We start from the raw sequence: 25,321 nt of genomic DNA, 5'->3' as shown, positions 1-25,321 counted from the left end.
TTTAATTTTAGTTTATGTTCGAGTTACTTCATGCAAGTGACTTAATGATAGTGAGACTGTTAGTTATAAAGGAAAGTTTATGGAATTTTCGCCAACATTGAAGCCTGCTACATTAATTCGTCGCTATAAACGTTTTCTGGCTGATGTTCTCACTCCAGAAGGTGAAACGCTCACTATACACTGTGCCAATACCGGCGCGATGACAGGCTGTGCAACACCCGGAGACACTGTGTGGTATTCCACCTCAGACAATCCCAGGCGTAAATATCCCAATAGCTGGGAGCTGACACAAACCCAAAACGGGCATTGGATTTGCGTGAATACACTGCGGGCCAATGATCTGGTTTATCAGTCTATTGAAAAAAATCTAATTTCAGAATTATCCGGCTACGAAAAAATCAGCCGCGAAGTGAGCTATGGAAAAGAGAAAAGCAGGATAGATTTATTGTTAGAGTCAAAACAAAAAGTTAATTGCTATATTGAAGTAAAATCGGTCACTTTATTGCAAGACAATAAAGGATATTTCCCTGATGCCGTGACAATTCGTGGGCAAAAACATTTACGTGAACTATCATTGATAGCGCAACAGGGACAGCGTGCTGTCCTGTGCTTTGCTGTTTTACATTCCGGTATCAGTCAAGTGACGGCAGCAAAACATATTGACCACGATTATGCTTTTCTTTTGGAACAAGCATGCAATTTAGGGGTCGAAGTAATTTGTTACGGGGCCAGCATGACAGAAAACAGGATGGTTCTAAGTCACAAATTGCCTTTTGTATCAATGGGATGATTTGTAAACAGATCATGCTGATGAGGTAAGTTTTGCAACATATTTAGGCAGTAAACACGGCTGCCTTCACACCATTGCAAAACTAATGGTATGAATAATTGCCAACCTCGCAGTCATCTGCTATTTATAGCGGCCTATTTTTTTCCCCCTACTGTTGGGGGGTCGTTTGATAGTGCGTGTGTAAGGAGAAGCATTATGCAAGAAGGGCAAAAACGTAAAACCTCGTCCTTGAGCATTCTCGCCATTGCTGGGGTAGAACCTTACCAGGAAAAGCCAGGCGAAGAATACATGAACGATGCCCAGTTAACGCATTTCAAGCTGATTCTGGAAGCATGGCGCAATCAACTCAGGGATGAAGTAGACCGTACTGTATCTCATATGCAAGATGAGGCAGCGAACTTCCCTGATCCGGTTGACCGTGCGGCACAAGAAGAAGAATTCAGTCTTGAATTACGTAATCGGGATCGTGAACGTAAGTTGATCAAGAAGATCGAAAAAACGCTGAAGAAAGTCGAAGATGATGATTTCGGCTACTGTGAATCCTGTGGGGTTGAAATCGGCATTCGTCGTTTAGAAGCTCGCCCTACAGCTGATTTATGTATTGACTGTAAAACGTTAGCTGAAATTCGCGAAAAGCAAATGGCTGGCTAACCGATGGGTTGAGTACGGCGCTGAAAGGCGCCGTATACTCCCTTAAACTGATCCTGACATGACTCAATCCGAATCCGAACACTTTCCGTTGTATAAATATCCTCCGTTGTATATTGGGCGTTTTGCGCCATCCCCATCTGGCGATCTCCACTTTGGTTCTCTGGTGACAGCACTGGGCAGTTACTTACAGGCACGTGCTTACCAAGGAAAATGGCTGATGCGTATCGATGACATCGATCCTCCGCGGGAAGTTCCCGGCTCAGCAGGCAGGATATTACAAGCATTAGAACACTACGGCCTTCACTGGGACGGAGAAGTACTGTACCAATCCCAACGCCACGAAGCTTACCGGGCGATACTTGAGCAGCTACTACAACAGCGAAATAGTTATTACTGTACCTGTACCCGCCAGCGCATTCAGCATTTGGGCGGATTTTATGATGGTTTCTGCCAACATTTGCACCTGCCAGCCCGCAATGCTGCCATCCGCCTGCAACAACAGTATCCCGTTTACAGTTTTTACGACAAATTACAGGGAAATATCACCGTATCTGCAAAAATGGCTGAAGAAGATTTCATTATTCATCGCAAAGATGGTTTATTTGCCTATAATCTTGTCGTTGTTATTGACGATAACTATCAAGGCATCACTGAAATTGTCAGAGGAGCAGATTTGATCGAACCTACAGTTCGCCAAATATCCTTATATCGGTATCTGAATTTTAAAACGCCAGATTATGTACATTTGCCTCTTGTATTAAATAAAGAGGGAAATAAACTTTCCAAGCAAAATCATGCAAAACCGATCCCTTTTGATGATCCACGCCCATTGCTTATTGATGCGTTATCGTTTTTAAACCAACCAACCATCACAGGCTGGCAAGATCTCACCACAGATCAATTATTAAAACAGGCTATTGTTGGTTGGAATCTGAATCATGTTCCGCCCCAAAACATAATCAATAGACAATTTAAATAAAGTGTTGCTATTGGCACTGCAAGCATTCTCAAAGAATGTCCAGTAAGTTATGATTAGCGGCTGTTTTTTTGTTTTAATTTGATTCGTCACTATCGAGGTGTACCATTTTTAACCGAGTAGCAACTTTCTGCCGTAATTTGTTGATCCGCGAAACCAAGATAAAACGCGAAACACAGGCAGCCAGTGAAAGGCCAGTCACCGTATCTGACCATTCTGCTCAAACAGAGAGCAGCACTCTGCCTAAACGTCGCAGAGTGAATCGCATATCTTCATCAAATGCCGAAAACATCAAAATGAAGAAAACATCTGGAAAGGCAAAACCTTCTGCCCCCTTGATCACCGTGATCCCACGGGAACAGCACCCTATTTCACGCAAAGATATCAGTGAAAATGCATTGAAGGTTCTATACCGCCTGAATAAATCTGGCTTTGAGGCTTATTTGGTAGGCGGCGGTGTACGTGACTTATTACTGCACAAAAAACCGAAAGATTTCGACATTGCCACCAACGCAACACCAGAGCAAGTACGTAAGTTATTCCGTAACTGCCGCCTTGTTGGCCGCCGTTTTCGCCTTGCCCACATTATGTTCGGGCCAGATGTGGTTGAAGTTGCCACATTCCGTGGGTCACATGAACAAACCGAATGTAATGACCGCAATCAGTCACACAAAGCGCAAAGTGGAATGTTACTGCGTGACAATATCTTTGGTTCAGTGGAAGAAGACGCCGCTCGCCGCGATTTCACTATCAATAGCCTCTATTACGGTATTGAAGATTTCGCACTGCGGGATTATGTCGGCGGAATGGCCGATCTGGAAGCAGGGATCATTCGCCTGATTGGTGATCCGGAAACCCGCTATCGCGAAGATCCGGTACGGATGCTGCGTGCCGTCCGTTTCGCCAGCAAGCTAAACATGACTATTGATGAGACCACTGCCAAACCTATCCCACATCTTGCGTTTCTGCTAAGAGAGATTCCACCCGCCCGTTTATTCGATGAATCTCTGAAACTACTACAGGCAGGGCACGGTTACAGTACTTATAAGCTACTGCGTGAATACCAGCTGTTTGAACCATTATTCCCGCTAATCCAACGTGGATTCACCCAACGCGGTGATTCAGCGATGGAAAAACTGTTGCAGCAGGTATTAAAAAATACCGATTATCGTCTCCAGCATGATAAGCGGGTCAATCCTGCTTTCTTATTTGCGGCAATATTGTGGTATCCACTGATTGAACATGCGGAAAAACTGACGCAGGAAGGTGGATTACAGTATTACGATGCCTTTGCTCTGGCGATGAATGATATTCTTGATGAACAGTGCCGTTCAATTGCCATTCCGAAACGCCATACCACAACTATGCGTGATATTTGGCTATTGCAGCTTCGCCTGCCACGCCGTCAGGGGAAACGAGCAAATAAATTGATGGAGCATCCAAAATTCCGGGCTGCTTTTGATTTACTGGAATTGCGCGCCAGCATTGAACCACGTCATGAATTGAAAGAGCTGGTGCACTGGTGGACAGAATTCCAGCAATCGACACCTTCACAGCAGCGGGGCATGATCTCTGAACTTGGCGGTGAGCCTGTTCGTCGCAGAACACGCCATCATCGTAGTGGTAATAATCGCCCTCGCCATAACAGGAATTAACAGGAATCATGTCTAATACTATGATCCGGGTTTATATCGCTATTGGCAGTAATCAGGCTGATCCTTTACAGCAAGTTGATAATGCACTTGCTGCCCTGAAAACCATCCCTGACACGACTTTTATTGCACGCTCCTCATTTTATCGAACTAAACCGATGGGGCCACAAGATCAGCCAGACTATCTCAATCTGGCTGTTGCATTGGATACTCACTTACCACCAGAAACATTGCTTGATCACACTCAGGCGATAGAGCTGGCTCAAGGCCGTGTCCGCAAAGATGAGCGTTGGGGGCCGAGAACACTTGATCTGGATATCATGTTATTTGGTGACCAAGTGATTAATACTGAACGCCTGACGATTCCCCACTACGGTTTAAAACAACGCGAATTTATGCTTTATCCGCTTGCAGAAATTGCACCGGAACTCGTGTTTCCTGATAAAGAAACATTGGCAGAACGGTTAAAACATGTTCCAGAAAATGGCCTGACATTTTGGTTGTAACACCATAGTCTTATGAAGGAAAAGTAATTCAAAATCTCATACAGCCGTGGCCGATTTCTGGATAATCTGAGCCTATTTCATCAGGTATCGCCTTTGATACCCGAATGAACCAGGCTCTATACCCCAAAATAAAGGGTATAACTATTCAGGAGATAATAATGAAACCAATATCTCTGGCTGACCTGAGCCAGTTAAAAAAAGAGAAACGTAAGTTTGCTACAATTACGGCTTACGATGCTAGCTTCGCTCACCTGTTTGCTGCCCAAGGCATCAATGTCATGCTTATTGGCGATTCACTCGGTATGACCGTGCAAGGGTTTGATTCTACCTTACCGGTTACAGTTGAAGATATTGCCTACCATACCCGAAGCGTCCGCACTGGTGCTCCCCATGCTTTTCTGATCGCCGATATGCCTTTCATGAGTTATGCCACTCCAGAGCAAGGCTGCAATAATGCCGCTGTTTTAATGCGTTCAGGCGCTAATATGGTCAAAATTGAAGGTGGAAGCTGGCTGTGTGAGACAGTAAAAATGCTGACCGACCGTTCTGTTCCCGTTTGCGGGCATCTGGGGCTGACACCACAAGCCGTTAACGTATTAGGGGGCTATAAAGTACAGGGGCGTGATGAACCCACAGCTCAACAATTAATTAACGATGCTATTGCTTTAGAAAAAGCGGGAATGCAGTTATTGGTGCTGGAATGTGTGCCAACAGAACTGGCTCGGAAAGTGACTGAAGCGCTGGAAATCCCGGTTATTGGTATTGGTGCGGGTAATCAAACTGATGGTCAGATCCTCGTCATGCATGATGCTTTAGGCATTACCGCGAAACCACCGAAATTTGCCAAAGATTTTCTCAAAGAGACCGGCAACATAAAGGATGCCATCAACCTGTACATCGAACAGGTGAAAAACGGCACTTACCCCGACCAAGCACATTCATTCAACTAATTATATACCCTATGGATTTCAAGAAAGACGACGGGTATACCCAGCATGACGGCCAATTATTTATAAAGGAGCAGAGCAATGCTGATTTTAGAAACAATCCCCATTTTACGCCGTGAACTCCGTCGTTGGCGTCAGGCCGGAAAACGAATTGCCTTTGTGCCTACGATGGGCAATCTGCATGATGGTCATATGGCTCTGGTTGATACCGCCAAAGCTCAGGCTGACGTAGTGATTGTGAGCATTTTTGTCAATCCAATGCAATTTGATCGCGAAGATGACTTAGTCAACTACCCACGGACTCTACAGGAAGATTGCGAAAAACTGAGTCGTCGCAATGTTGAGATGGTTTTTGCTCCGAATGCCAACGAAATGTACCCGAATGGCTTAAACGGCAAACAGACTTTTGTTGAAGTACCTGAACTCTCTTATATGCTTGAAGGTGCAAGCCGGCCAGGGCATTTCCGCGGAGTCACCACGGTTGTCAGCAAACTGTTCAATCTGATCCAGCCTGATCTGGTTTATTTCGGTGAAAAAGATTTTCAGCAGTTACAGGTTATCCACAAAATGATTGCTGACATGGCTTATGATATCACTTTGGTTTCCGTACCTACTGTCCGTGATAAACATGGGCTGGCACTCAGTTCACGCAACAATCTCCTGTCTCCAGAAGAGAAAAAAATAGCGCCACGACTAAACCAGGTCATGCAATGTGCGGCTGAAAGGTTGAGAAATGGCGAACGGGATATTAAACAGTTGCTTGAAATAATGTCCACTCATCTACGCGAAGAAGGTTTTATGCTGGATGAGATATTTATTCGTGATGCAGAAAATCTGGAACCTTTAACATCACAGAGCAAAAAGGCGGTGATCCTGATGGCGGCCTGGTTAGGAAAAACACGCCTGATTGATAATCAGCAGGTTGACTTAACGGCATGATTTTATCCTGGGGATGTGAACCACTACATGATCCACATCCCCGTAAAAAAACAGTAACCGTGTACATATTGTTATCCAAAATCTGCACTAGTAAACGCAATTTTATTATTTAATAGTTATAAGTGCGCTTTGTTATCTTTCCTCATATTCCCTTCATCTGATGCAACCCGAAATCCATTGGGTATATCACTCAAAAGAAGAACTAATGAGGAGAGTTAAATATGTCCCACAAATTGCGCCTTGGCAGTTTACTGCTATTACTCACTTTCTCTGGTAGTTTTGCTCTGCTCAAATCCCGCGGTAATCTGGATAAAACATTTGGGGCACAACGTATGACACCGGCTGTTTTTATTCAGCAACAAGAGCTTGCCGATACCTTTACCCGTATCAGGTTGTTGCCTGTACAGATAGATGTAACGCCACTTGGTCTCTTGATAATACCTCAACAACTTCGCCTTAAAACCGCCTCAACCCGGTTAATTAATCAGGATAACTCAGAGTCTTACTGCTTGATAAAGCAGAAGATTGGGTAAGCTCAGAAAGGCGCAGAGTATGCAGTACTTCACCGGCAACAGTCATTGCATGTTCTGCCACCTGTGGCAACCCCATCAACTCACCGAAACGACCACGGGCAGCAGGGCCAACCACCAACAGCGTTGGGTGACTATTCCCTTTTTGATCAATGATATGAGAGTGTTCATCAACATTTAAGCCAAGACCAAGTACATCTGGTTGAATAATGCCTCGTCGGGTAAGATCTTGTAACAGAGGTTGGCTCTCAGTCAAAGTGCTGTGCGCTGGGCCAGTGGTAATAATGAACTTATCCACGGTGATTGTCATCAACCTCCCCTGGCGCAACCGTAAATGCAATGTCAGGGTCTCTTTATCCGCTTCTAACTTCACTAAACGTGCAGCAATAACATTAAGATTCCCCTGTTGCTGACGAGTGGTAATAATGTCGGAGACTTGCGGTGCAATACGATAGCGATGAACATCCCAGAATCTACGCAAATGGCGTAAAAAACGTTGCTGTTCCACCAGTGGCCATTTTTGCCAAAGCGCCTGCCCACTTGCACGTACATTATTCAGGACTACCTGCCAGGGCAACCCTTGTTCAGCCGCCCGGCGTATGTCAGATCGGATATGGCGTAATAACTGCCGTACACTGTGGAATGTCAGGTCAGCATACGCTCCCGACCACTGAGAAGCACCAACTGCAATATCATGATTAGCTATAAGATTGGGGCGTGAAAGCAGTCCCCGACGAGAGAATGCCAACACAGCCCCTGTATGCCCACAACTATCCAGCGTTGCAAGCACATCAGCCATAGTCAGGCTTGTACCCATAATGGCTATTCGCGTTTCTTTCCCTGCCTTTGTCAAAGCGCCCGATAACCAAGGATCAGCGACAAGCGCCGGATGACCGAGGAAAGGCAGTAGTAAGCGAGATAAAGTTGGAGGTGGATGACTAATAGCGAGTACAACAACATCAGCTTCCAACATTTTGCCTGAGGCTGTGATAACGCTACGTTCTGACAATTGCACAGCCATGTCGCGTAAATGCACTACTGTCACCAGACCATTTTGAATCTGTGCTTGAATGAGCCTCTCTCTCACATAGCGCCCAAACAGCCCGCGTTGTGGATACACGTCTCCATTAGAGAGCAACGCATGGTGATCCTGATAAAATTCCGGTTGCTGACGATACCAGTTATCAAAATCTTCTTCTTCCATACCACTGAGTTGCATCCGCGAAGCAGGTACATTGATCCGGTGTGTAGGATCTTGGGTAGAGTAAGCTAATCCAGCCCCTAACGTAGCACGGGGTTCAACAATAGTAATATGTAACTGAGATCTGGCCTGACGTACCAGATGTACCGCCAGGGCTGTGCCGCTAAAACCACCACCAATGATCACCACCCGTGGTTCCTTCATGCTCTTAACTCCGATGTTAATTGTTGTTCAAGTACCCGGACACGAGGGAATTGGCTCAGCGCTCCGCACCACTAACGCTCTCACCAAAAGGCCCTGTATTAACAGAATGAATTTTGGACTATGACTATTTGTTGTTGCCTGCAACGGATCTACCTGTTTCTGGGCCTGGGCGATTGTATCATCGTCCAAATGGGCTATCAGACGATCTGCGGCAGCCCACGCTTCCTCTTCAGTTTCACGAACAATAACATGCAGGCGAATACCATATTCCAGAGTCCGGCCTCGTTGTTGGGCACGTTCACGCACTTGTTGCAGTTTTTCGGCAACTTGTACTGGTGGCTTCCCCCAAGTCAGATAGGTATCTACCTGACGTGCAGCCACATCAAAAGCATCTTCAGAAGAACCGCCAAAATAGAGCGGACGGCTCTTTTTCTGAGCCGATGGAAACAATAACTCAGCCCCTTCCACCTGTAAACAACCTCTGCCTGTCGGGATCAAAACACCGTGATAACCAAAGCGGTCAGAAACCAGTACATAAAGAACTGGTACTTTCCGGTAATAAAATAACCAAATCTGGCTTGATTTCGAAATTTAACTGAGGTCAACATTCTCTCCGACGTCGAATCAACAAGAGTATTTTTCTAATTGACAGAAACATCAGGTATGACTATAAAACCTCACGTTAACTTGAGATAAACAGACATGTCGGAAGATAAAAACATTGATTTTAACAGGGCATTAACCATTGGAGAGGTAGCAAAACGGAGTGGAGTTGCTATATCGACACTTCATTTTTATGAGTCAAAAGGGTTAATCAAAAGCTCACGTAACCAGGGAAATCAGCGTCGTTTTCCTGCCATTGTTCTGCGTTATATCGCGATTATCAAGGTTGCACAAAGTACAGGTATTCCTTTGAAAGAAATAAAAAAAATATTAAGTCAATTCCCACCCAACAGCAAACTAACGACAGAACAATGGCGTATGCTCTCTTCGCAATGGCGGGATATGCTGGATCAACGTATCACAAAGCTAACCCAGTTACGCAATAATCTGGATAACTGCATCGGTTGTGGATGCCTTTCACTGACAGAATGCCCGCTGCGCAACCCAAACGATATATTGGGAGAAAAAGGAACAGGGCCAAGGATTTTATTGCAATAAGAATAATCCACTATCTCAACATCAATTCAAATTAATCTGGCAACCTCATTTTATGAGACTACAAAAAAATAAATCAGGCCTGCTTCTGAAAATCACTTATTAAAATTGATTTAATTCTTTTTAAGGGTGGCAGATATTTTTTGACACCATAATATCGTGTTACCTGTTTTTTACCTTATATCATTCAGGCCATTATTAATTTATTAACATTTAAATCTGTATCCATCCTATTTTTCATTAATTAATTTATTTTTAATAACACTGATAAATTATAGTTATTTTATTCCTTTAACTTTCTGGAGTATTTGATGAAAAAAATATTCAAGCACTGATCGCAAGAATGTTCCAGATTGAAAATAAAGAGGATATTCAGACAACGATAAATGCTTATCTTGTCAATACCAAAATGGGAATAAAAAAATATCATTTCTCTACAGGAACCTTATCATTCTTCAACTTTTCTAATAACTTCATCCAGATTATTGATTTTTAGGTCGGCATTAAGATATTCACTATTATCTGGCAGACGGATCTTTATATCTTGTTTTAACTCATAACTTAAAAGACCATTATGTAACTCAAAATCAAGAACATGCCCGCCATTTGTCCGGGTTTCATCAATAAAATGAATGTGAAACTCTGCAACAGAAACACCGTGAAAAATATCTGGTGTCCAAAACCCAACCATCACACCGCTGATATCATGCAATGTCTCTTCGGATTGTTCTGTAACTGCTTTAATAAAAGGTTTTTCCTGGCAATTTATACGGCGAAACCAGATTTTTTTAAAATTCCCTTCAATCTTTATCGCAGCAAAAATATTGTCAATATTTACCTGAGTAGATAATTCGGAATAAAGAGATTTTTTGTTGATATTCGAAACAGGAAACTGATCATTAGGATTGAAATATGTCAACTGTGCGAATGGCAACTGCTCGTGATCACAGAAACGACGCACATTACCCGCTCCCTGAATTTCAAAAAAAGTATCATCTAGTGCAATCATTTCACCTGTGAGTGCATGTAAGTAGCCAATACCAAATGAGCCACCTTGACTGATTTCCGATATTGTAAACATTCCATCAAAAACACCGGACATCAAAGCATGCATGGTGGAATACTGATGTATTATTCGGCTATTCATATGCCCTCTCTCTTGCTATTTGCTATATATTCTGCAATCTGCAATTTCAAATCTATTGGATTGATTAGATATATCAGATAAATATTTCAGATTTTTTATCGTATTATAAATTAATATCGTTAGCAGTTAGTCATTGTCAAGAAAATTATATCTCCTGCTTACATTATGTATTAACATTTAAATTTAGTTTATTTTCACAATTTAATTTTTTTAATTAATGAAGTTTAATCTACATTCTTATCTATAAGGAATATATGTTAACAATTTAATTTCCTTATTTTGATAACTTATTAATATAAAGATCTTTATATTCAATGTGTAAATAAATCAAATCCATCTCATATAACTGTATATTATTAATATGATTAAAAATCATATTTTAATGAGCATTTCTCTTCAATAATGAAATACATACACTGCATTCAAAAGTAGCCAATGCCACACTGCCTGAATCCAAATAAATTAAATGACGTTAGGATATGGCGATTTAAATCGCCATATTAACATCTGTATGAACAATCCGTACACCAACTCTTTCAGGTAATTACGTAGGTAATGAGTGATGTGGGTAATGAATAAGGTTATGGATAACGACGATATCATCACCTGAATTAGCATAAGCATGGTTACAATTGGCATGAAAACGCATTGATTCACCTGCTGAAATTTTATGCCAGGTGTCATTAATACGCAGATCTAACACTCCACTGAGCACAATAACATGCTCTACCACCCCTGCTTCATGCGGAGAAGATTCACTTGAAGCCCCCGGTAACAATTCTATTTTGAATAAATCGATGAAAAATTCATCATCAAAGGGGATCAGTGGTATTACTCGCATACCTGAATTGTTTTGTTCAAAGATCGGTAATTCATTAAACCGATGTAATACAGGCTGAAGTTGGGGCTCTGTTCCCTCCAAAAAGGTTGAAAAGGCGACATTAAGGCCTGTTGCAATTTTCCACAGTGTAGAAATCGTCGGACTTGATTGACCGCGTTCAATTTGCCCAAGCATCGCCTTACTAACTCCCGTCAGTTTAGCCGCCTGGCTGAGGCTTAACCCTCGAGAAGCCCTTAATGACTTAAACTTTTCAGCAATTTTTGGTGTGATATCACTCATTGGTGCCTTCTCAAAATAAATACATGGGTTGAATGCTATAACAGACGATGATATTCTCACCATCGTCCGTTATAACATCCGACAGGTAATATCGTATGCCTAAGCAATCATTTTTTAGAGATTTTTCACCAGCAACACTTGTTACAGGTTTTGTTGCGGTATTAGTTGGTTATGCTAGTTCAGTTGCGATAATTCTCCAAGCAGTGACAGCGATTGGTGTCGAATCATCACAAATAGGTGCCTGGCTAGTTACGCTCGGTATTGGGATGGGAATCTCAACAATTGCGTTATCACTTTATTATCGCACTCCCATTTTAACTGCCTGGTCAACACCGGGAATTGCATTATTAGCGACACATTTTCCGAATACCTCTGTCAATGAAGCCATTGGTATTTTTATCTTCGCTTCAACATTAATGTTGATATGCGGTATCACCGGGCTATTTGCCAAATTGATGAACTACATCCCGCCCTCCATCGCGGCTGCAATGCTTGCCGGAATATTACTCCGCTTCGGTCTGGATGCCTTTGCAATGCTACAATCCAATTTTTGGCTTTGTGGCATCATGCTACTTATCTACTTAATTTTCCGCCGCTACTTTCCGTTATACGCAATAATCTCAACACTTGCGGCAGGGATTATTATCTGTATCATCAGCGGCAATTTAAACCTGGCAAGTGAAAATATCACGTTCTCCATGCCTAAATTTGTCATGCCACAATTTAGCGCAACCACACTTATTGGCGTAGGCATTCCATTTTTTATCGTCACGATGGCATCACAAAATGCACCGGGGATTGCTACTCTACAGGCGGCGGGATATCCACCTCGCACATCAAAATTACTTATTTGGACATCATTAATGACAATAATTCTGACACCTTTTGGGGGATTCAGTATTTGCATTGCCGCAATTACAGCAGCTATCTGCATGGGAAATGATGTCCACCCAGATCGGGATAAACGGTATATTGCCGCTGTGAGTGCTGGTTTTTTCTATGTACTGGCAGGCATTTTTGGCGGAGCTATCTTCTATTTATTTAACGCTTTTCCAGCTCCATTTATAAAGATTTTGGCCGGATTAGCCCTCCTTGGCACTTTTACAAATAGCCTGAGCTTAGCAATCAAAAATGAATCTACAAGGGATGCTGCCATTATCTGTTTTCTAATCACAGCATCAGGAGCAAATTTACTGGGGATCAGCTCGGCATTTTGGGGATTGGTTGGCGGAATTATTGCACACTTGATATTTAAAAAACGGACAGTGATAATATCCTGAACAAACTGTTTTGGCCCCTACAGGATTCGACAATAACAATTAATTAATTGTTTTTAAATTATTTTATTTAAGTACTCAAGAAAAGTTAATTGCAAATTGGTCGCCATAACCTTTCAATAAAGTATTTAATTCATGCTCCATTGTATTCTGAGTCCAAGTGATAAAACGTCGCCAATGGTATTTGGCCTGTTTCCAGACGATCTCAATCAAATTCAGCTCTGGGCTGTAAGCGGGAAGATAGAATAAAAACATGTTGTGTTCTCGTAACCAGCCATTTCTGATTTGTTCTTCGATCCCGTGATGGATACGCGCATTATCCAACACTAAAAATGTCAGGCGGTTGTCCCCTTGTTTGGCGACCTGCTCTAAAAAATCAATCACGTCATCGCGCGTGATACTGCCTGACGTTGTCTGGTAAAACAGCGTGTTATCCGTGTAATTTAACGCCCCCAGAACTGACCGTCTGTCATGCTCTCGAGGCTCAGTTTTATGGGGCTTACCCCGTGGACTCCATCCATATTGCACCGGAGGAGACGCGGCAAAACCCGCCTCATCGAAATAGAGCAGACGGTAATGGCCTAACTGTGCTCCAGCCTTAATTTTATTCAGCAAGGCGGATTTTTTAGCAAACTCCGTTTCGTTACGCTTTTTTTAAGCGACAGTCGGGTTCGTTTATAGGTGAGCCCCTGCTTTTTCAGGGTATTTGCCAGCGTTTCAAGCGTACAAGGCAGGGCACCATGCTTTGCCTCAACGCACTGAGCTATCCGGGCGAGTGTCAGGGACTCTGCGCTGGCCGCTTCGACCGCAGTGGCAATCATGTCAGGCGTCATGGCGAGATACCGGCCTCCGGCATGACCACCTAATAATCCCGCTATCCCTGAATTGTGCCACATGTGAACCCAATTATAGATAACCCGGAGACTGCATCCGATTTCAGCGGTGATCTGGGACGGCTTGATCCCTCTGGCAAGCATGAGCAAACCCGTTCCTCGCGTACGAATGTCCCGATGTGGATGATTCAAAGCAAGTTGTTGCAATGTGATTCGTTCAGGCTCAGAAAGTATTATCTTCGATTTCATAAGAACAGGCAGAGAATCAGGTTATCGTGTTATCGATTGTAACAGTAATGCAGATAATTTATCTGATTAACTTAGTTCAATTATCTACCATACCCCCCCCTGTAATACCCCCATATTATTTTGTCTCTGTTTGCCAGATTTCTTCTTGGTTGGTACTGTGCAGAATAGAGCTTTTATTGCAAAAATATCATCAATAAAATAAATATTGTCGAAAATGAAATAATAGTTTCAAGATGATCTATCTGTTATTTTATTAATATAGTAGCTCACCAGATTTCATTATAACCAAATTACAACCATCGAGATAACGGTGAATACTCAGCCAAATATTTATCTAAAGATTCATCATTAAGGATTTTAGCCTCAAACAATGATTTATTTATTTCATTTAAAACCTTAAGATCTTCATGGCAACCTGTATTTTCAAAAATAAATAGCAATGCTTTATCAACAAATTCAATTTCTCCAGAGTTTTTAGCCTCCACAATTAAATTTACAACTTTAGTTTTAATTTCTTTACTTTTAAAATAGTAATTATTTTCGTGTAAGTGCTCTTTAACGTAGATATCATCTAATTCTTTAGATAAAAACTCAAGATTTAAGTAAAAATAGTCACTCATTTTATAACCTCATATATTTCGGGAAAATATATTGCCATGAGTATAAAATTAAAAACTATAAATATTATTTATCCTCATGGCTTATTTCATTAAAACCAAACTATTCAGTAAGATCTTTTCGAGCCTTACGCTCAATAGGCTGACCATCATATGAATCAAAATAACGGCTAGGCCAGATTTCTGAAGGGTGTATTCCGAGATAAGACGCGGAGAAGTTTCCAGTTTTTTCCTGCCTGCCATGCGGAAGATATGACGTAGCGCAGACATCTCATTTTGCATCGTTCGCTTAGCAACACCCTGCGATAAGCGGGCATCGACGTAGTTCTCTACATGCTTGGATTTCAAGTGGCTGAGACTTTTAATCTGAATATTCAGGCTTAGTAACAACGCCCCCAAACGCCCTGCAATCCGAATGCGGTCATGGCAGGTTTTATGGCTGCCACCACCCTGACGGGCAAAAAATTTTAATTCCTTAATCAGTCGGCTCATCGACTTCTCCTTACTTAACCTTTCAACATGCGATCTCTGGCGCGCGACAGTGCGGACAAAGCAGGAAATACCGGCTTTGTCCCTGACGGATATCTGTGCGCCAGAGTGAACGCTTGTTGAGGTATTGCGGGGTATCGGTTGAGTACGTGGTACTGCCGCCTGTGTTAACAGGTCATCCCCACCGGCAAAGTGCCAGCCTCGATATCGTCAGGTTCTCCTTTTGATACTTTTTTAATCTATAAAATGCAGTGTCAGATGCACTGTGTGGTTAAGCAAGCGTGAGCCTGTCATTATCAGGTTATCCTTTTGCTGCGGCGTCACTTTCAGCGATAAACCGGCAAGAAGTGACGCCTTAAGTCCACAAATAATCAGCAAAAGTCGAGCAAACGTTGAAATGCCAGCAGGTACAGCAAACGCCGCAAAGTGAAGTGTCAAACGACAGTTATGAGTTCATTATTTGGATGCAGAAAAGTTGTCTGCTGAATATTTCAAGCAGAGATCGTATAAAGTATGAATGCCGCGTGTGAAAATAATTTTGTGGTATGGCGTGAAGTGCATGATTCAGAATTCAATGCACTTAGGTAACAGCATAAAAACGCCCTTTGGGGGTATTTTTTAGTTTAAAGAACCTTCATCGTTAGACAAGGGGTTTATGTCTGACAATATCTGCTTCCAAAGGTGCGCAGATGTACCGCAACACTTGCTCTCCCTTTCAGGCTACGGGAGTTTTATAGCTGTTACAGCTATGTACCATCATGTGATGGTGAGTGAGTCGGTTCAGATTAACGAATTTTTAGAATTTCGACAAGAATAATTTTTATTTATAGAAATGTATAATAGGTTATTATTGATAAAATTTATAGCGACCCATATTTTTAATATGGAAATATAATGGTTCGCTATAAATAAAGACTAAATCAAAATTCAAGTATGGCTATACATGCTAATTGTTTCCTCATCTAAGAAACAAGTTACTCGGTCATATGAAGATAAGTTCTTTTTTTGAGCGATTAGTGTTTTCTTTATAAAAATAGGATTATAAAAAATTTTATTTATCAAAAAACCACAAAGCTCGCGTTCCTTTGAAAAACATTCCACAAAGTTATTAATCTCATCCATATCAAAATAAAGAATATAGCAAACATAATTTTGCAACAAGAACTCAACAAAGATATTTTCTCTATTACTACCCAATAAGCTATTTTTTAGCTTCTCATAAAACCTTTCTTTATCCTTATTGTAAACATCAATAAGAACATCAAAATTATTAATGGCCTCAATTAATCCATCTTCAATATTTTCTCTTGGAAATTTAAGCCCATTGGATTTCCCTTCAATATTATCCAACAATAAAGATGTTAATTTTTTACAACTAATTACCTCATCAATTGTAATTGGTATTTTATTTTTATACTCCTCATAGTGCTCAACAAAGAAATCATAATATGAGTTAAAATAATCCTTAACCCAGACTCTACTTTTAATATGAAAAACATCACCATCTCTAATGGAAAATGCATATAAAGTTTCGTAGTTAACAGGATGTGAATATAAAAATGAATGGAAAAATAAATTTCTTAATTTATTTTTATCTCTTTTCGATATAGATAAAAAATCGTTTATTCTAGAAAGCTGTAAAAATGAATAATTTTTTACAAAATCCCTAGCCATATTATTTTTATTTATTTCATTAATAGATGTAATGCTATTTACAGTGAACAGTAGATATAAAAAAACTTGTTCATCATATAAGTTTATTTCTTCAAACCTATCAAATAATATAGGTTCCCAATTACACTCTTTATAGTAATGTGGGTCTTCTGGAAATAAATGATAATTCCATTCCGGAAATACGACATCATCACTTTCAATAAAAAAAAGTTCAGCCCCACCATCTTCACATTTATAATATACAAACTTATCAATTTCGCGAGAAACAGGGGATTTGCTACATTTAAAATCTATGTATTGATGAAAAAATGGTGCTAACTCCATTTTTTATTTCCTTCTCTTTTTGTTGCCACCACAAGTTGATATAGGATTCACACTTATTTTCTTTATCGTTTTATTAAACTTATCTAACAAATCACGGCCTATTCCTCTTGCACCTGGCTCATTTGTTGGCTTATGTAGTATTTTTCCTGTTTGTTTAGACTCTTGTCTAGCTTCAACAACATCTTTGCCATTCAACATATCATATCCCTCTTTTGTAACTTCAAGAGTTGCTGTGTGTGTTGGCTTAGGATTCGTTGTTCTATCATAGTTAGCACCATCAATATTAACCCATTTAGCTCTTCTATCAGGAACTCCGTTTGTTTGCCCCGGAACTAAGCCCCCGGCCTTTCTTGTTTTCTCAGCTTCTATGGCATTCATATTTCGGGTAACAGTATAGGTTTTATCTTTAGCTAAACTCCAAGGGTCTATCCAACCTATTGGATTCGGTGCATACGTATAGAGATTTAACCCACCGTTTAAACCAATTGGATCTGGCGTAATAAACCGTCCGATCTCAGGGGTATAATAACGATAGGTATTAAAGTGCAGTCTCGTTTCTTTGTCAAAATATTGCCCTGCATAGAGCAGGTTCTGGTCAAAGTCTTTTGGTGAATCTTCTGATTCGATAAAAACGCAAAAAATCGCACAAAAGTTGCGTTAAAATACTTTTTTGTTGCCACATCAAAGTGTATAGTTGCATCAATCCGCAACAAACACTGTGTATAACTAGATGATTAAGTATATGAATTTAATAGCCACCATCTGTCGATTCGCGTTAAAAGATAACCCTTCACAAGAAGTGATCAAAGCTATACTTAAATTAAGGGACTCTCTACAAAAGGATGGATTGTCTGTGGAAGCCAGAGCGCTTGGTACGTTAGTGGATAAAGCTGAAAGTCAAACAAATATTGCTTTAGACAACAAAAAAATAACTTGGAGCAAAAGCTTTCTTTCCAGTAAAAGTGAATTAACCATATCAACTCCGCTACCTGTTGATAAAGAAAATAACATGCCTTTAGTCGAAGTTATATTTCCCAAAGAAATTAACACATTCCAAAAATATCATTTCTTTGACGATAATATTACAAATGCAATAGATGGAATATTATCCGAATGGGAATATGCGGAACGCCTTCGTATAAATGGAATTCAACCCAGTTATAGCTGCCTTTTCTTCGGAGAACCAGGTACAGGAAAAACTGAATTAGCAAAATATTTAGCTACAAAATTAAATTTACCCTTAATATCAGCAAGATTAGATTCATTATTATCTTCTTATTTAGGCACCAGTGCGAGGAATATTTCAAATCTCTTCGATTTTGCTGAAAGATATAATTGCGTTCTTCTTTTAGATGAATTTGATGCAATTGCAAAATATAGAGATGATAGCAAAGAAGTTGGTGAAATAAAGAGGGTTGTTAATACTCTATTACAATGTTTGGATAGAAGAAAAGAAAATGGGATTGTGATAGCAACTACCAATCATGAAGGCTTATTAGATCCCGCTGTATGGCGTCGCTTCCAAAATAAAATTAAAGTACCAAAACCAATAAAGGCAATTCGTGAAAAAATAATATCTGCATATCTTTCGCCTATGACCATATCAAAAACTGAGCTTTCATTTTTGAACCTTGTACTTGATGGATTTACTCCTGCTGAAATAAAAAATTGCATCGAATTTATAAAAAGATTTACTATTATAAATGAATATAAAAGTGTGGATTTATATCATGCAATAAAATCTTACTTTGTGATTAACGCAAATTACAACAACGAGATAACTAAGTCTATTCTTGCTGGGTCAGATCACGAATTAGCCAAAAACTTGATATTAAAACATGATTATTCTATACAAGACGTTTCAATTTTGGTAGGTAAACATAAAAGTACAGTATCTAGATGGGTAAAGGATAAAAATGAATAAAAAAAACATCTTAAGAATTAAAAATAGTCAGACATATATTTACAGCCCTGAACCTAATACTGGTGGGGAAAATAAAGACTTTTTCAATGGGAATGATACTGCATTTGCCAAACATAAGGCTGAGCTAATATTTAAAATATCACTTATCTCACAACAACTCCAGCAAAGAAGTAATAAAAAATTCGCCACATTAAAGGTATCGTTAAAAGAAGATGCAATTGCTAAAAGCCACAGACCGACATCAGCTATTTTCAACCATAAATATCCAGTTATAGGGGGCGGTGATATTGGAAAAATATATGTACAAGTGAATGAAAAATCACTAACAAGTTTAGCAGAGCGTCTTTCACAAGCAAAGGTTCAATCAGACGTAAAATTTAATAAGAATGGTGATATTGTTCCAAAAGTTGGTACGCTAAGAAGTGAGGTTAGCGCAATTGAAAACATTGAGCTTTATCAAGAAAATGATAAATCACTAATCAGTGATATCGAGTTAATACGTGAGCTATTAGAAAATAATCGAGAAATTATTGTCGAATTGTTTACGGCTAGAAAGAGTGAAACATTAAGTGATGACGAAATTGACAAAATCTACAAAAAATTCATTAATGACTTGAAGTTACGTTTCCCTTCAATAGAGTTTATTAGTGAATCCAGATTTTTTTTCTGATAACATAATTACATTATTTCCAAAAAAAATTGAAAAAAATGAAATAATGCAACTAATGAAGGAATTGAAATCAAATCCTCTGGTAAGAAAATATTATCCCTCTCCCATAGTCGCAATCGCTAAAAAGGACACGGATTCAGAAAAAAAACTAACAACTTTCCCCAAAAAAGAGATAGATCAAACTTATCCTAAAAGTAATATTATTTGACAAGGGAATAAGAAGTAATATTTTGGCTAGTTGGGTTAGCGAAAAGTCCGATGCTTTAGGAACTAGAGATATTGAAGATTTTCACGCGGATGAGATGGCTAGCATTTTAATTGGTTCCAAACATCTCAACTCAGATTATGATTTTCTTGAAGATAATGGATGCGAAAATTTATGATATCTGGCTTCCTGCTGATAAATATAGTTTTGATGATCATTTTGAGACACTACCAGAATTTACAGATTGGTTGTATTTGGAAGTGCAGGCAGCACGAGAATATGGTTTCCGTATAATAAGTATGAGTATAAATTTCCAACAAGTTATATCAGACAGTGAATATAGTTTTATCGCTGCAAGAATTGATGAAATATCAATCAAATTTAATGTGATATTCATAATATCTGTTGGGAACTTAGAAGATAAAAAATATCGTAGTGAATGGCCTAAAAATGAAGAACAGGTTTTTTCGTATGCTTGCTAGGTTTCAACAACAAGATAAAGTTCTTCAGCCTGCCGATTCAGTTACCTCAATATCGGTTGGAGCTGTTAATCATGTCGAAAATGAACTGATTACTTATCAAGCTCCAGCAAGGTATACCAGAAGAGGACCTGCAACAGCATATGGTATAAAACCTGATTTAGTTCATATTGGTGGTATCAGTGACCCCAAAAACTCCTTTTTCGTCACACTCGATGGGAATAATAACCTATGTTTCAATTCTCATGGAACAAGCTTGGCTGTCCCACATGTAGCAAAAACAATTGCAGCAATTGACTTCAAATCAAATGAAAACCTAAGCATAAATACGCTTAAGGCTCTTATAATTCATAGTGCCAAAATACCTGATTGCCTATCCTCAAAAAATCTTGGTAAAGAAGCTAAGGACTTTGTTGGCTTTGGTTTTCCAAATAGTTCTTCTGAAATAATAAGTAAAGATGAAACATCTTTTACATTTATTTTCGAGGATATTCTTAAAAGAGGCCAAATAGCTGAATTTAATTTCATTTGGCCAAAGTCACTAATAACTTCTTCTGAAAAATGCAAAGGAAAAGTAAGAATGTCTCTAGTTTATTCGCCAAAAATAGACAGACAATATGGCCAAGAGTATATCAGAGTTAATATTGACGCTTCCTTACAGCAAGAGCATATAAAAAACAATAAGGGTAAATTTGGAAAGGCTGTCAATTCAATTTGGGATAACCGGCTTGGTGCCGATCTCAATTATGAAAAGAATCTAATAGAACATGGATTTAAATGGTGGCCCTCTAAAGTTTATGAAAGAATAAGTAAGAATGGGTTTGGAAACTCATCAAACTGGAGGCTAAGAGTTACATCTCAGGTTCGGGATGGCGTGACTTATCCTCCAGAAGGCATACCTTTTTCAGTTATCATCACAATTGAAGATCCAACTAAAAGAGCAATAAATATTTATAATGAGATGAGTCAAAACTTGATAGCTTTGGGTGCTGTTTTTCAAGATATTACTATCCGTGATGAGGTAAGAATATCATGAAAAAATCTGAAGTAATTTATGATTTAGAGCAAATCTACTCTCGATTAGAATCTTTAAAGACATCCACATGCCTGAATAATTCACAGACGGAAATAGAAAGAATTAAGCAAAGCATTTCAGATATAAAAAGTAAGATAAGTTTTGGTGTAACGTACTCTATAACTGGAAGGGATAACCCTACATTACCAAAATCAACCTGTAGATTCTGCGGGAAATAATCATATGCCAAATGATAAATTTTTCACTGTATCTAAATATGAAGTGCCGAATGAATTAAACGATATTTTTTTCAAGGTTGAAGACGGTGTAGATGAATTTCCTGATACGATAGTTAGGCTAAAAGATGATATTGAGCTTTTCATCCGTGTATTACAACGTCTTTGTTCCAATGATAAAATTATGTATAATTATTATTATGAACGTGTGTATATAATTGCCGATCTTGCTTTTAATGGTAGTAAGACTCAGTGTCTTCTCGCTCAAAATAGTATAGAAAAAATAAAGCAGGAACTATTGCATGAAAAATCACCTCACCTTAAGAGCAGTATCCTTATAAGATTTATTAAAATAATCACACTGCCATTTATACTATTTTGGTTAACTTATTTATGGATCAATAGCAATCAGCAAGATTCTAATATTATTTATCTTTCAAAGTTAATTCTGGTCGGACTAGGGTCTTGCATAGGATGTTGGCTTTCTATTGCATTCAGAACTAGAAATATTGATTTCAATGATATCATCCCTATATTAAGTGATAGTTCCGGCATATATTCTAGGATAATTTTCATTGTTATATTTTCGATATCCCTTGCTTTACTAATGAAATCTGGAGTTATAATAATACAATTAGGAAACTTTAATTCTAATAATATTGAAAATGATCCTATAATGGCTTTTTCCGCAGGATTAGTAATGGGATTTGGTGAAAAAATATTTATGGAAAATTTTCAGAAAAAAATTGAAAATGTAAAAATTTAAAAAATAAAAGAGTCATACAATCTTAGAGTATGGGTTTGTATGACTCGCACTTCCTATAACTACATTAAGATACATTAACCTGTAACATTCCAACTAGTAATTTTAATTTTTCATTCAAGTTCAGGGAAATAATTTAAGCATTCCTTAAAGATTATATACCCAATCTATTGATATCTATCAGATTAGATTTCTATCGCTGAAAAATGCAATTTAATTGTTTACCCAAAATATGAAGACATATTCCCGATAGTAGAAGAAAAAGATCTTTAAAATATTAAGGCAAACAAATTGCCAACCAGAAAAATTTTCTCACTTAACAAGACAATAATCATTTTGGTTTATAATACTAACGCGCTGCGCTTGTCTTCTCAGAGTTACCGGGCTAATACATTAACCCGGTAACTCTGAGAGCTGAAAGATCACCTGCCAGAAAAACCCTTTTTATTTAACCCCTCCCTATTAAGGAATTAGTAATAAAACTGTTCACCCTGTTCACCTATAAATATTTTTATTTAAATTCATATTGTTAAAGGGTGATGACTTGAAATTAAACTCATCACCACTCTTCACTCAACCCTTCACCTCTAAATCAGAAAAAGGTGAACAGGGGTGAAGACTTGTGAACAGTTTTAAAATAACTATTCACCCTTTAATACCTTGATATATCTAATTTAAATTATAGAGTGAATAGTGGTGAACACTTTTTTATATTTTTAGGAAATCTTTATCTATGTGAAAAAAGTTATTCTTCTGGCAGGTTATCCCTTGTCAGTTTCGGCAGCCATTCGATGGCAGTGTCGATATTCAGATCCAGATTGCTGCGAATGCCCTGTTTGCTTTTCTTGCGCAGGTAATGCTGGTTGTACTCAGCCAACGCGCCGGGCATATCCATACCGAATCGGGTCACGGAAACCGGTTTATTCAGGTTATTGCCTTTCATATAGGCTCCTACAGGATTCAACAATATAAATTAATTTATTGTTTTAAAATAACTTTATTTTGTTCAATGATATTACATGCCCCCTAAAATGCCCCCATATACATTTTTCCTGGAAAATAAAAATAACAAAAATAAAAACATTATAAATAATTACATTTATTATAGTTAATTTTATTTACAGTAAATTAATTGAATTTATTTTTTAAAATTATTATGAAACATAACTATATAGTAAGTACCATCACATTTTTTAACCTCAAACATGCGTATTTTACTGTATTTATGCGTATTTATGCTATAGTTCTCAGTTTTAAGGGTACGCATGGGAAAATATCCATTACAAATACAACCCCATTCTATTTTTGACAACAAAATTTAACAGTCAATGGTGAACGAAATGCCAAATATAAATTTAGATGCATTAATTCCTCGTGAGGATTTTGAAGTAATTGAAGGTAACACAAGAGCATCATCATTCAATCAAAATATAAGTGTGAAAGATTTAGAAATAGATGATTTTTTCTATGCAGGACTAAGAAAACCTGATTTTCAGCGTGAAACCTCAGATTGGAGTGATGACCAATTATGTGAATTTATACAAAGCTTTATAGATGGTGACTTAATTCCAGCAGTGATTCTATGGAACTCTGGTCACTACAACTTTGTTATTGATGGTGCACATAGGCTCGGAGCATTGATTGCCTGGATAAATGATGATTATGGCGATGGAAGCATATCTCAAAAATTTTTTAATAATGAAATTGATGATGAACAAAGAGATATAGCAAACAAAACTCGAGAAAAAATAAAAAATACAGTCGGATCTTATAACGATTACAAGAGAGTTATTCGAGATAATAACAGAGAATCTAGTATGTTAGGAAAAGCATTAAGTTTAGGTCGCACATCCATACAACTACAATGGGTTACTGGTGGTGCTGAAAAAGCTGAACAATCTTTTTTTAAGATAAACCAAAAGGCCTCTAAAATTAATGACACCGAAATAGAATTATTAATGTCGCGTAGAAAAGCATTTGCTATAGCATCCAGAGCAATTATACGCGCAGGCACAGGACATCAATATTGGTCTAAATTTAATATTAGTATAATGAATGAAATTGAAAAAATAGCCAAAGAAATTCATAGCCTGATATTTTTACCAAAAGTTACAGGACCTGTCAGAAATTTAAATCTCCCATTAGTTAAAAAACATAACTCACCACAAACAAATAGTTTTATATTTGATTTAGTAAAAAAATGCAATAACATTCCTAATAACACTAAAAAAATTAGTGATGACCCAGATGGTAGCACAACAATTAATTACTTAAAGAAAGTCTTAAAATTTCTTCGCCGGATAAATTCTAATCATGCGTCATCGTTAGGATTACATCCTTTAGTTTACTTTTATAACTCTAGAGGAAATCACATATACTCGGCAATATTAGCTTGGGTTGATCTTTTATCAAAAGTAGAGTCATCTACTAAAAGTTTAGAAGCATTTTTATCTATTCGCAATTCTTTTGAAGATTTTTTAATTAGATATAAATATTTTATTTCTAATACAAATGCAAAATATGGAAGCGGAATGAAAAGCCACCAACACATTTTAAAAATAAAATCATTAATTATAAATGCACTTAAGAAAAAAGAATCAGAAAAAGAAATTGTTGAATTAATTTTATCAGAATATTCTTTTTTAGTAAAATCAGATAAATCGAATATAACTGCAATAAAGTTCTCAAATGATGTTAAGTTAATCAGATAAATTATCTGCATTACTGTTACAATCGATAACACGA

At 38.4% G+C, this 25,321-nt stretch carries 25 protein-coding genes and 5 pseudogenes; 17 read left to right on the top strand and 13 right to left on the bottom strand.

The genetic code is table 11. The features are described 5' to 3' along the window. Positions 1 to 79: 79 nt before the first annotated feature. The 8 genes and pseudogenes from sfsA to BDD26_RS20145 form a co-directional block, all read left to right on the top strand. Positions 80 to 790: a DNA/RNA nuclease SfsA gene (gene sfsA, locus BDD26_RS10150; protein ID WP_038269419.1), complete on the top strand. Its 711-nt coding sequence runs from the start codon at positions 80 to 82 to the stop codon at positions 788 to 790. Between the two features lie 195 nt (positions 791 to 985). Further along, complete coding sequence (gene dksA, locus BDD26_RS10145) at positions 986 to 1,441, top strand: RNA polymerase-binding protein DksA (RefSeq protein WP_038269417.1); 456 nt, start codon at positions 986 to 988, stop codon at positions 1,439 to 1,441. A gap of 58 nt (positions 1,442 to 1,499) precedes the next feature. After that, positions 1,500 to 2,420, top strand: coding sequence for a tRNA glutamyl-Q(34) synthetase GluQRS (gene gluQRS / locus BDD26_RS10140; RefSeq protein WP_115826472.1), 921 nt, complete (start codon positions 1,500 to 1,502; stop codon positions 2,418 to 2,420). A 293-nt stretch (positions 2,421 to 2,713) separates the two neighbouring features. Beyond that, on the top strand, positions 2,714 to 4,072 hold the full coding sequence (pcnB, locus tag BDD26_RS10135; RefSeq protein ID WP_211305514.1) for a polynucleotide adenylyltransferase PcnB: 1,359 nt from the start codon (positions 2,714 to 2,716) through the stop codon (positions 4,070 to 4,072). A 20-nt stretch (positions 4,073 to 4,092) separates the two neighbouring features. Continuing rightward, entirely contained in the window at positions 4,093 to 4,575 is a 483-nt protein-coding gene (gene folK / locus BDD26_RS10130) for a 2-amino-4-hydroxy-6-hydroxymethyldihydropteridine diphosphokinase (RefSeq protein ID WP_038269431.1), read from the top strand. A gap of 158 nt (positions 4,576 to 4,733) precedes the next feature. Continuing rightward, a complete protein-coding gene (gene panB / locus BDD26_RS10125; protein ID WP_038269413.1) occupies positions 4,734 to 5,525 on the top strand; it encodes a 3-methyl-2-oxobutanoate hydroxymethyltransferase in 792 nt (263 codons plus the stop codon). Positions 5,526 to 5,603: 78 nt separating this feature from the next. Beyond that, positions 5,604 to 6,461 carry a pantoate--beta-alanine ligase gene (panC, locus tag BDD26_RS10120; RefSeq protein ID WP_115826471.1) on the top strand — a complete coding sequence of 286 codons (858 nt, stop codon included), beginning with the start codon at positions 5,604 to 5,606 and terminating at the stop codon, positions 6,459 to 6,461. Positions 6,462 to 6,781: 320 nt separating this feature from the next. After that, a pseudogene (locus tag BDD26_RS20145) lies at positions 6,782 to 6,921 on the top strand (sulfonate ABC transporter substrate-binding protein); the annotation flags it as partial. Positions 6,922 to 6,941: 20 nt separating this feature from the next. Here BDD26_RS20145 and BDD26_RS10110 read toward each other — a convergent pair. Next, a complete protein-coding gene (locus BDD26_RS10110; protein ID WP_115826470.1) occupies positions 6,942 to 8,396 on the bottom strand; it encodes an FAD/NAD(P)-binding protein in 1,455 nt (484 codons plus the stop codon). A gap of 156 nt (positions 8,397 to 8,552) precedes the next feature. Then, positions 8,553 to 8,867: pseudogene (locus tag BDD26_RS20140) on the bottom strand (LLM class flavin-dependent oxidoreductase); the annotation flags it as partial. A 231-nt stretch (positions 8,868 to 9,098) separates the two neighbouring features. On the opposite strand from BDD26_RS20140, the gene soxR reads away from it, so the two are divergent. Further along, complete coding sequence (soxR, locus tag BDD26_RS10100; protein ID WP_115826468.1) at positions 9,099 to 9,557, top strand: redox-sensitive transcriptional activator SoxR; 459 nt, start codon at positions 9,099 to 9,101, stop codon at positions 9,555 to 9,557. A 445-nt stretch (positions 9,558 to 10,002) separates the two neighbouring features. Here soxR and budA read toward each other — a convergent pair whose 3' ends face one another. Both budA and BDD26_RS10090 read right to left on the bottom strand, forming a co-directional pair. Continuing rightward, the gene (gene budA / locus BDD26_RS10095) at positions 10,003 to 10,701 is read right to left on the bottom strand and encodes an acetolactate decarboxylase (protein WP_115826467.1); all 699 of its coding nucleotides are present in this window, start codon (positions 10,699 to 10,701) and stop codon (positions 10,003 to 10,005) included. Positions 10,702 to 11,245: 544 nt separating this feature from the next. Further along, entirely contained in the window at positions 11,246 to 11,821 is a 576-nt protein-coding gene (locus tag BDD26_RS10090) for a helix-turn-helix domain-containing protein (protein ID WP_115826466.1), read from the bottom strand. A 95-nt stretch (positions 11,822 to 11,916) separates the two neighbouring features. On the opposite strand from BDD26_RS10090, the gene BDD26_RS10085 reads away from it, so the two are divergent. Further along, the gene (locus tag BDD26_RS10085; RefSeq protein WP_115826465.1) at positions 11,917 to 13,101 is read left to right on the top strand and encodes a benzoate/H(+) symporter BenE family transporter; all 1,185 of its coding nucleotides are present in this window, start codon (positions 11,917 to 11,919) and stop codon (positions 13,099 to 13,101) included. Between the two features lie 75 nt (positions 13,102 to 13,176). On the opposite strand, the gene BDD26_RS10080 is transcribed toward BDD26_RS10085, so the two are convergent. The 8 genes and pseudogenes from BDD26_RS10080 to BDD26_RS10045 form a co-directional block, all read right to left on the bottom strand. Beyond that, positions 13,177 to 13,713: an IS630 family transposase gene (locus tag BDD26_RS10080; RefSeq protein ID WP_084766466.1), complete on the bottom strand. Its 537-nt coding sequence runs from the start codon at positions 13,711 to 13,713 to the stop codon at positions 13,177 to 13,179. Beyond that, entirely contained in the window at positions 13,707 to 14,180 is a 474-nt protein-coding gene (locus BDD26_RS10075; protein WP_051502334.1) for a helix-turn-helix domain-containing protein, read from the bottom strand. The genes BDD26_RS10080 and BDD26_RS10075 overlap by 7 nt, the downstream gene beginning before the upstream one ends. A gap of 290 nt (positions 14,181 to 14,470) precedes the next feature. After that, complete coding sequence (locus BDD26_RS10070) at positions 14,471 to 14,800, bottom strand: hypothetical protein (RefSeq protein ID WP_038265859.1); 330 nt, start codon at positions 14,798 to 14,800, stop codon at positions 14,471 to 14,473. Between the two features lie 100 nt (positions 14,801 to 14,900). Beyond that, positions 14,901 to 15,008 (bottom strand): annotated as a pseudogene (locus BDD26_RS10065) (helix-turn-helix domain-containing protein); the annotation flags it as partial. A 23-nt stretch (positions 15,009 to 15,031) separates the two neighbouring features. Continuing rightward, positions 15,032 to 15,289 (bottom strand): annotated as a pseudogene (locus BDD26_RS10060) (phage integrase N-terminal domain-containing protein); the annotation flags it as partial. 924 nt (positions 15,290 to 16,213) lie between these two features. After that, positions 16,214 to 17,284, bottom strand: coding sequence for a hypothetical protein (locus BDD26_RS10055; protein WP_115826464.1), 1,071 nt, complete (start codon positions 17,282 to 17,284; stop codon positions 16,214 to 16,216). A gap of 3 nt (positions 17,285 to 17,287) precedes the next feature. Beyond that, the gene (locus BDD26_RS10050) at positions 17,288 to 17,662 is read right to left on the bottom strand and encodes a hypothetical protein (RefSeq protein WP_038265852.1); all 375 of its coding nucleotides are present in this window, start codon (positions 17,660 to 17,662) and stop codon (positions 17,288 to 17,290) included. Positions 17,663 to 17,686: 24 nt separating this feature from the next. After that, positions 17,687 to 17,884: pseudogene (locus BDD26_RS10045) on the bottom strand (RHS repeat-associated core domain-containing protein); the annotation flags it as partial. A 142-nt stretch (positions 17,885 to 18,026) separates the two neighbouring features. On the opposite strand from BDD26_RS10045, the gene BDD26_RS10040 reads away from it, so the two are divergent. The 6 genes from BDD26_RS10040 to BDD26_RS10030 all read left to right on the top strand — a co-directional run bounded on the left by BDD26_RS10040 (position 18,027) and on the right by BDD26_RS10030 (position 22,579). Beyond that, entirely contained in the window at positions 18,027 to 19,208 is a 1,182-nt protein-coding gene (locus BDD26_RS10040; protein WP_198023782.1) for an AAA family ATPase, read from the top strand. Continuing rightward, positions 19,201 to 19,878, top strand: a complete 678-nt coding sequence (locus BDD26_RS19745; protein WP_211305467.1) for a hypothetical protein — start codon at positions 19,201 to 19,203, stop codon at positions 19,876 to 19,878. The genes BDD26_RS10040 and BDD26_RS19745 overlap by 8 nt, the downstream gene beginning before the upstream one ends. 230 nt (positions 19,879 to 20,108) lie before the next feature. After that, a complete protein-coding gene (locus BDD26_RS19740; RefSeq protein ID WP_211305466.1) occupies positions 20,109 to 20,261 on the top strand; it encodes a hypothetical protein in 153 nt (50 codons plus the stop codon). Further along, complete coding sequence (locus BDD26_RS19735; RefSeq protein ID WP_211305465.1) at positions 20,242 to 20,565, top strand: S8/S53 family peptidase; 324 nt, start codon at positions 20,242 to 20,244, stop codon at positions 20,563 to 20,565. Before BDD26_RS19740 ends, BDD26_RS19735 begins: the two co-directional genes overlap by 20 nt. Continuing rightward, complete coding sequence (locus tag BDD26_RS19730) at positions 20,555 to 21,598, top strand: S8 family serine peptidase (RefSeq protein ID WP_211305464.1); 1,044 nt, start codon at positions 20,555 to 20,557, stop codon at positions 21,596 to 21,598. The genes BDD26_RS19735 and BDD26_RS19730 overlap by 11 nt, the downstream gene beginning before the upstream one ends. A gap of 222 nt (positions 21,599 to 21,820) precedes the next feature. Then, the gene (locus BDD26_RS10030; RefSeq protein WP_115826463.1) at positions 21,821 to 22,579 is read left to right on the top strand and encodes a hypothetical protein; all 759 of its coding nucleotides are present in this window, start codon (positions 21,821 to 21,823) and stop codon (positions 22,577 to 22,579) included. Between the two features lie 742 nt (positions 22,580 to 23,321). On the opposite strand, the gene BDD26_RS10025 is transcribed toward BDD26_RS10030, so the two are convergent. Continuing rightward, on the bottom strand, positions 23,322 to 23,519 hold the full coding sequence (locus tag BDD26_RS10025) for a hypothetical protein (RefSeq protein WP_211305463.1): 198 nt from the start codon (positions 23,517 to 23,519) through the stop codon (positions 23,322 to 23,324). Positions 23,520 to 23,916: 397 nt separating this feature from the next. Between BDD26_RS10025 and BDD26_RS10020 the strand changes: the two genes are divergently transcribed. Further along, positions 23,917 to 25,287 carry a hypothetical protein gene (locus BDD26_RS10020; RefSeq protein ID WP_211305462.1) on the top strand — a complete coding sequence of 457 codons (1,371 nt, stop codon included), beginning with the start codon at positions 23,917 to 23,919 and terminating at the stop codon, positions 25,285 to 25,287. Positions 25,288 to 25,321: the final 34 nt, after the last annotated feature.

Origin of the sequence: Xenorhabdus cabanillasii, from assembly GCF_003386665.1 — a bacterium.
Lineage (GTDB): Bacteria > Pseudomonadota > Gammaproteobacteria > Enterobacterales > Enterobacteriaceae > Xenorhabdus > Xenorhabdus cabanillasii.
Note: the sequence above shows the minus strand (reverse complement) of the source record. Positions and strands in the feature narration are given on the sequence as shown.

Bases quoted from the DNA above. Each gene is read 5' to 3' on its own strand.
- BDD26_RS19745 (WP_211305467.1), top strand. From the start codon at position 19,201: ATGAATAAAAAAAACATCTTAAGAATTAAAAATAGTCAGACATATATT.
- BDD26_RS10040 (WP_198023782.1), top strand. From the start codon at position 18,027: ATGAATTTAATAGCCACCATCTGTCGATTCGCGTTAAAAGATAACCCT.
- dksA (WP_038269417.1), top strand. From the start codon at position 986: ATGCAAGAAGGGCAAAAACGTAAAACCTCGTCCTTGAGCATTCTCGCC.
- pcnB (WP_211305514.1), top strand. From the start codon at position 2,714: ATGAAGAAAACATCTGGAAAGGCAAAACCTTCTGCCCCCTTGATCACC.
- BDD26_RS10090 (WP_115826466.1), bottom strand. From the start codon at position 11,821: ATGAGTGATATCACACCAAAAATTGCTGAAAAGTTTAAGTCATTAAGG.
- BDD26_RS10025 (WP_211305463.1), bottom strand. From the start codon at position 23,519: ATGAAAGGCAATAACCTGAATAAACCGGTTTCCGTGACCCGATTCGGT.
- gluQRS (WP_115826472.1), top strand. From the start codon at position 1,500: ATGACTCAATCCGAATCCGAACACTTTCCGTTGTATAAATATCCTCCG.
- BDD26_RS19730 (WP_211305464.1), top strand. From the start codon at position 20,555: ATGCTTGCTAGGTTTCAACAACAAGATAAAGTTCTTCAGCCTGCCGAT.
- BDD26_RS10070 (WP_038265859.1), bottom strand. From the start codon at position 14,800: ATGAGTGACTATTTTTACTTAAATCTTGAGTTTTTATCTAAAGAATTA.
- soxR (WP_115826468.1), top strand. From the start codon at position 9,099: ATGTCGGAAGATAAAAACATTGATTTTAACAGGGCATTAACCATTGGA.
- BDD26_RS10110 (WP_115826470.1), bottom strand. From the start codon at position 8,396: ATGAAGGAACCACGGGTGGTGATCATTGGTGGTGGTTTTAGCGGCACA.
- folK (WP_038269431.1), top strand. From the start codon at position 4,093: ATGATCCGGGTTTATATCGCTATTGGCAGTAATCAGGCTGATCCTTTA.
- panB (WP_038269413.1), top strand. From the start codon at position 4,734: ATGAAACCAATATCTCTGGCTGACCTGAGCCAGTTAAAAAAAGAGAAA.
- panC (WP_115826471.1), top strand. From the start codon at position 5,604: ATGCTGATTTTAGAAACAATCCCCATTTTACGCCGTGAACTCCGTCGT.
- BDD26_RS10030 (WP_115826463.1), top strand. From the start codon at position 21,821: ATGCCAAATGATAAATTTTTCACTGTATCTAAATATGAAGTGCCGAAT.
- BDD26_RS10085 (WP_115826465.1), top strand. From the start codon at position 11,917: ATGCCTAAGCAATCATTTTTTAGAGATTTTTCACCAGCAACACTTGTT.
- BDD26_RS10075 (WP_051502334.1), bottom strand. From the start codon at position 14,180: ATGAAATCGAAGATAATACTTTCTGAGCCTGAACGAATCACATTGCAA.
- BDD26_RS10050 (WP_038265852.1), bottom strand. From the start codon at position 17,662: ATGAATGCCATAGAAGCTGAGAAAACAAGAAAGGCCGGGGGCTTAGTT.
- BDD26_RS10020 (WP_211305462.1), top strand. From the start codon at position 23,917: ATGCCAAATATAAATTTAGATGCATTAATTCCTCGTGAGGATTTTGAA.
- budA (WP_115826467.1), bottom strand. From the start codon at position 10,701: ATGAATAGCCGAATAATACATCAGTATTCCACCATGCATGCTTTGATG.
- BDD26_RS10055 (WP_115826464.1), bottom strand. From the start codon at position 17,284: ATGGAGTTAGCACCATTTTTTCATCAATACATAGATTTTAAATGTAGC.
- BDD26_RS19735 (WP_211305465.1), top strand. From the start codon at position 20,242: ATGGATGCGAAAATTTATGATATCTGGCTTCCTGCTGATAAATATAGT.
- sfsA (WP_038269419.1), top strand. From the start codon at position 80: ATGGAATTTTCGCCAACATTGAAGCCTGCTACATTAATTCGTCGCTAT.